The 4,960-nt window shown below is 73.2% G+C and carries 3 protein-coding genes; 1 reads left to right on the top strand and 2 read right to left on the bottom strand.

Features of this window, described 5'->3' with window-relative positions; all coding sequences use genetic code 11:
- Positions 1–76: 76 nt before the first annotated feature.
- Positions 77–262: a hypothetical protein gene (locus tag ACWGIU_RS29655; protein WP_202201084.1), complete on the bottom strand. Its 186-nt coding sequence runs from the start codon at positions 260–262 to the stop codon at positions 77–79.
- 178 nt (positions 263–440) lie between these two features.
- Entirely contained in the window at positions 441–3,563 is a 3,123-nt protein-coding gene (locus ACWGIU_RS29650) for a BTAD domain-containing putative transcriptional regulator (protein ID WP_453710901.1), read from the bottom strand.
- 131 nt (positions 3,564–3,694) lie between these two features.
- Between ACWGIU_RS29650 and ACWGIU_RS29645 the strand changes: the two genes are divergently transcribed.
- The gene (locus ACWGIU_RS29645) at positions 3,695–4,921 is read left to right on the top strand and encodes an amidohydrolase family protein (protein WP_453710899.1); all 1,227 of its coding nucleotides are present in this window, start codon (positions 3,695–3,697) and stop codon (positions 4,919–4,921) included.
- Positions 4,922–4,960: the final 39 nt, after the last annotated feature.

The raw sequence follows: 4,960 nt of genomic DNA, 5'->3' as shown, positions 1-4,960 counted from the left end.
GTGGCTCCCCCTCCGGGCCACCGCGACCGCCGTTCCCCCGTGTTCCCCCGTGGAATCCCCCGTACGCTCGCGAGTGCTACGGGCGCGGACCGGACGCGTGGTTGTCCAGCGTCTGGATCTCTTCGTCCGTGGTGGGGACGGCCGGAGCCGGCTCCTTCTCCAGCGGCTTGATCTCGATGCCCGAGGCGTGGTTGTCCAGGGTCTCGATCTCGACGCCCGAGGCGTGGTTGTCGAGCGGCTTGAGGTTCTCGTTCGTCGTCATCGATTCTCCTGATGGATGGGTAGGGCTGGGCCCGTTCGGCGATTCCCCCGATGACCGCCGAACGGGTAGTCCACCAACCGGCCCGGATGCTCCCCCGAGGCTCCGGGTCGATGCACTTATCGTGTCGGACTGCGATAAACGAACGATGAACGCCGCGTTCAACCGGCGTCCGCGCAGCTCAGGCAGCGATCTCCGAGGCCAGCAGGGCCTGTACCTCGCCCAGTTCGGCCGACCTCAGCTGCGTGAACACGGCCTCCGCGTCCCGCCAGCACGCCCTCGCGCGGTCCCGCTGACCCAGCCGCCGCAGCGCCTTGCCGAGCACCGTCAGGACCGTCGCCCGCCGCCACTCCCCGCCGATCCCGCGCAGCGCGATGGCCTGCTCGGCGTGCGAGGCGGCCAGGGTGGGCCGGCGCGCCGCCAGGTGGGCCTCGGCGAGCCGGAAGTGGGTCACGCCCTCCCACAGCGGCTGGCGGTTCTCATGGAACAGCGACAGCGCCTCCGCGAGCTGCGCCAGGGCCTCGCCGAGCCGCCCCGCCTGGGTGAGGGCGATGCCGAGCGCGTAGCGGCCGTTGGCCAGGCGCAGGCTCAGGCCCATCCGGTCGTAGATGGCGATGCCCTGCTGGGCCAGGTCTATGGCGCTGGGCAGGCGGCCCAGTTCCACGTGGATGCGGGAGAGGTTGCACAGGGCGCTGGCCTCCCCGACGTTGTTGCCGTCGGCGCGGAAGCCCTCGATGGCCTGCAGCAGGTAGCGCTCGCCGTCCGCGTGCCGGCCCTCGTAGAGGGCGATGATCCCGCGGTCGTTGGGTGCCCAGCACATGGGCAGCGGGTCGCCGGCCTCGCGCGCGAGCACGGTGGCCCGGGCGGCCTCGTCGTCGGCCTCGGCGAAGCGGCCCGCGACCAGATGGACGTTGGTGAGAGTGGTGCGGGCGCGGCCCTCGGCGTACGGGTCCTTCGCGGCCTGGCCCGCGTCGCGCAACGCGACGGCTGCCGACTCGTACTGCCGGGAGTTGGCCCCCGACTCCGCGAGGTCCTTCGCCGCCCACAGCAGGTCCACGGCCCGGCGCAGGACCAGTGTCTCGCCGCCCCGCGCGGCGGCCTGCCGTACGCACGCCAGCAGTGGGTCGGCCTCGGCGTACAGCCAGTCCAGGGCGGTCCGCGGCTCGGCGAAGACCAGCCCGGGGTAGTGGGTGTCGGACAGGTGCGCGGGCAGCCGGTCGCCGGGCCGTTCCAGGGCGTAGACCCCGGAGGCGGTGGCCAGGTAGAAGTCCAGCAGCCGGTCCAGGGCGGCCTCGCACCCGCTCGGCGGCTGTTCGTCGCGCTCGGCGCAGGCACGCGCGTAGAGGCGTACGAGGTCGTGGAAGCGGTAGCGGCCGGGAGCGGCGGATTCGAGCAGGGAGCAGTCGACTAAGGCTTCGAGGAGGTCCTCGGTGTCGTACTCGGGCAGGTCGAGCACGGCGGCTGCCGCCGAGAGGGAGATGTCGGGACCGTCGGCGAGCCCGAGGAGGCGGAAGGCGCGCTGCTGGGCGGGCTCCAGCTGGCCGTAGCCGAGCTCGAAGGTGGCCTTGACGGCGAGGTCGCCGGCCTGGAGCTCGTCGAGGCGGCGGCGCTCGTCGGCGAGCTTGGCGGCCAGGACGGAGACGGTCCAGGTGCGGCGCGCGGCGAGCCGGGAGGCGGCGATGCGGATGGCGAGCGGCAGGAAGCCGCAGGCGCCGACGACGTCGAGGGCGGCCTGGCGTTCGGCGCGTACGCGCTCCTCGCCGACGATGCGGGTGAAGAGCTGGAGGGCCTCCTCGGGGCTCATCACGTCGAGGTCGACGAGATGGGCTCCGGCGAGGCCCGCCATGCGGACCCGGCTGGTGACGAGGGCGGCGCAGCCGGCGGTGCCCGGCAGCAGCGGGCGGACCTGGGCGGCGTCGCGGGCGTTGTCGAGGAGGACCAGGACGCGGCGGCCGTCGAGGGTGGAGCGGTAGAGCGCGGCGCGGTCGGCGGGGGAGTCGGGGATGGCCGTGTCGGGGGTGCCGAGGGCGCGCAGGAAGGAGCCGAGGACGGCCTCCGGTTCGGCGGGGCGGGCCTCGGTGCCCTGGAGGTCGACGTAGAGCTGGCCGTCGGGGAAGTGCGGGCGGGCGGCGTGGGCCACGTGCACGGCGAGGGTGGTCTTGCCGACGCCGCCGATGCCGGCCAGCGCGGAGACGGCCATGACCTGATCCAGGGCGCCGCCGCCGAGGATGGCGCCGAGCTCGTCGACGAAGCTGGAGCGGCCGGTGAAGTCGGGGACGGTCGCAGGCAATTGGGCGGGCCTCACGTGAACGGTCGCGGCGGCCGGGGCCGGGTCCTCCGCGCGGGCGAGATCGGCGTCGGCGTTCAGGATGCGCTGCTGGAGCGCGGCCAGTTCGGGTCGCGGGTCGACGCCGAGCTCGTCGGCGAGGAGGCGGCGGGTGTCGGCGTAGACGGCGAGGGCCTCGGCCTGCCGGCCGCTGCGGTAGAGGGCGAGCATCAACAGCTCGCGCAGGCGTTCGCGCAGCGGGTGGGCGGCGGTGAGGGCGGTGAGCTCGGAGACGGCCTCGGCGTGCTGGCCGACCTCCAGGTCGAGGTCGAGGCGGGTCTCCAGCAGCTGCAGGCGCCATTCGGCGAGCCGGATCCGCTCGGTCTCCGCGTGCGGGCCGGGGATGCCGGCGAGGGGCTCGCCCTCCCAGAGGCCGAGGGCGCGGGTCAGGAGCGTACGGGCGAGGGAGCGGTCACCGGCGGCGCGGGCCGCCTCGGCGTCGGCGGCGAGGCTGCGGGCGACGCCGAGGTCGAGGGTGGCGCTGGAGCGCAGCCGGATGGCGTAGCCGCCGGACTCGGTGACGAGGAGGCCGGGGGCGACCACCTTGCGCAGGCGGGAGGCGTACGTGCGGATGGTGGCGAGCGCCTGCTGCGGCGGGTCCTCGCCCCAGATGGCGTCGATGAGTTCGGGCGCGGTGGCGGTGCGGCCGTCGCGCAGCAGGAGTACGGCGAGCAGGGCGCGCTGCTGGGGGGTGCCGGAGGGCAGGACTTCGGCGCCGCGCCAGGCGCGGACGGGCCCGAGGACGGCGAAGCGGGACTCGCCGGGGGCTGCGGGGCCACCGGGGCCTGTGGTGCCGCCGGGGCCACCGGGGCCTGTGGTGGCGGTGGTGGTGCTCGCGGCGGAGCCGGTCGGGACACCGGCCGCGGGTGCGCGCGTCGCGCGTGCGGGGGTCGTCCCCGGGCCGGCTTCGGGTACGACGGCAGCCGTACGGGCCTCGGGATGTTTCCGCGGGCTCGGGATGGCCGGTACGCCGTCCATCTGTCGTCCCCCTGCCTTCCGTCGGTGTAAGGGTCAGTCTGCCCTGTATCGCGCGTACACGTCAGCCCGTACCTGACCGATCACCGGCCAACTAGCTGACGATCCGTCAGATAAACGCTACCGTAGAGGTCATGGAGACCTTCCCGAAGATCATCTCGGTGGACGACCACACGGTGGAGCCCCCGCACGTCTGGCGGGACCGGCTCCCGTCCAGGTACCGCGACATCGGCCCCCGCGTCGTCCGCGCCCCGTTGAGGGAAATGACGTTCCTCGGCGGCAAGTTCGCCCCCGTGATGGGGGCCAGGGGCGACGACGGCCCCATCGGCGACTGGTGGGTGTACGAGGACCTGCACCGGCCGCTCACCCGCCTCGACACGGCTGTCGGGTACGACCGCGACGAGATCAAACTGGAAGTCATCACCTACGAGCAGATGCGCCCCGGGTCCTTCTCGGTTCCCGACCGGCTCGCGGACATGGACGTCAACCACGTCCAGTCGGCCCTCTGCTTTCCGACCTTCCCCCGCTTCTGCGGCCAGACCTTCACCGAGGCCAAGGACCGTGAGCTGGGACTCCTCGGCGTACGGGCCTACAACGACTGGATGGTGGAGGAGTGGTGCGGCCCGGACGCCCGCGGCCGCCTCATCCCCCTCACTTTGATCCCGCTCTGGGACGCCCGCCTGGCCGCCGCCGAGGTCCGCCGCAACGCCGCACGCGGGGTGCGCGCGGTCGCGTTCTCCGAGATACCCCCGCACCTGGGCCTCCCCTCCATCCACACGGACGACTGGGACCCGTTCCTGGAGGCGTGTGACGAGACCGGCACGGTCATCGCCATGCACATCGGCTCCTCCTCGCGCATGCCGTCCACCTCGGCCGACGCACCGCCCGCGGTCGGCTCGACCATCACCTTCGCCAACTGCTGCTTCTCGATGGTCGACTGGCTGATGAGCGGCAAGTTCGAGCGCTTCCCCAACCTGAAGATCATGTATGCGGAGGGCCAGATCGGCTGGATCCCGTACATCCTGGAGCGCGCGAACGTCGTCTGGGAGGAGAACCGGGGCTGGGGCGGAGTCGCGGACAAGGTGCTGCGCCCGCCGTCGGAGCTCTTCGCCGAGCACGTCTTCGGCTGCTTCTTCGACGACGCCTTCGGCCTCAAGAACCTCGACTCGATCGGCGTCGCCAACGTCCTCTACGAGACGGACTACCCCCACTCCGACTCCACCTGGCCGAAGTCCCGCGAGGTCGGCGAGGCTCAGATGGGCCACCTGGCACCGGACGTGGTGGACCGCATCGTGCGCGGCAACGCGATCGATCTGCTCGGGCTCACGGCCGACGGCCTGTGGGCGGGGCCGGGGAAGTGAGCGCGCGGCCGCAGGGCGTGGCCGGCCCCTCCACCGGCC

The organism is Streptomyces sp. NPDC054840, from assembly GCF_053611065.1.
Note: the sequence above shows the minus strand (reverse complement) of the source record. Positions and strands in the feature narration are given on the sequence as shown.

Bases quoted from the DNA above. Each gene is read 5' to 3' on its own strand.
- ACWGIU_RS29655 (WP_202201084.1), bottom strand. From the start codon at position 262: ATGACGACGAACGAGAACCTCAAGCCGCTCGACAACCACGCCTCGGGC.
- ACWGIU_RS29650 (WP_453710901.1), bottom strand. From the start codon at position 3,563: ATGGACGGCGTACCGGCCATCCCGAGCCCGCGGAAACATCCCGAGGCC.
- ACWGIU_RS29645 (WP_453710899.1), top strand. From the start codon at position 3,695: ATGGAGACCTTCCCGAAGATCATCTCGGTGGACGACCACACGGTGGAG.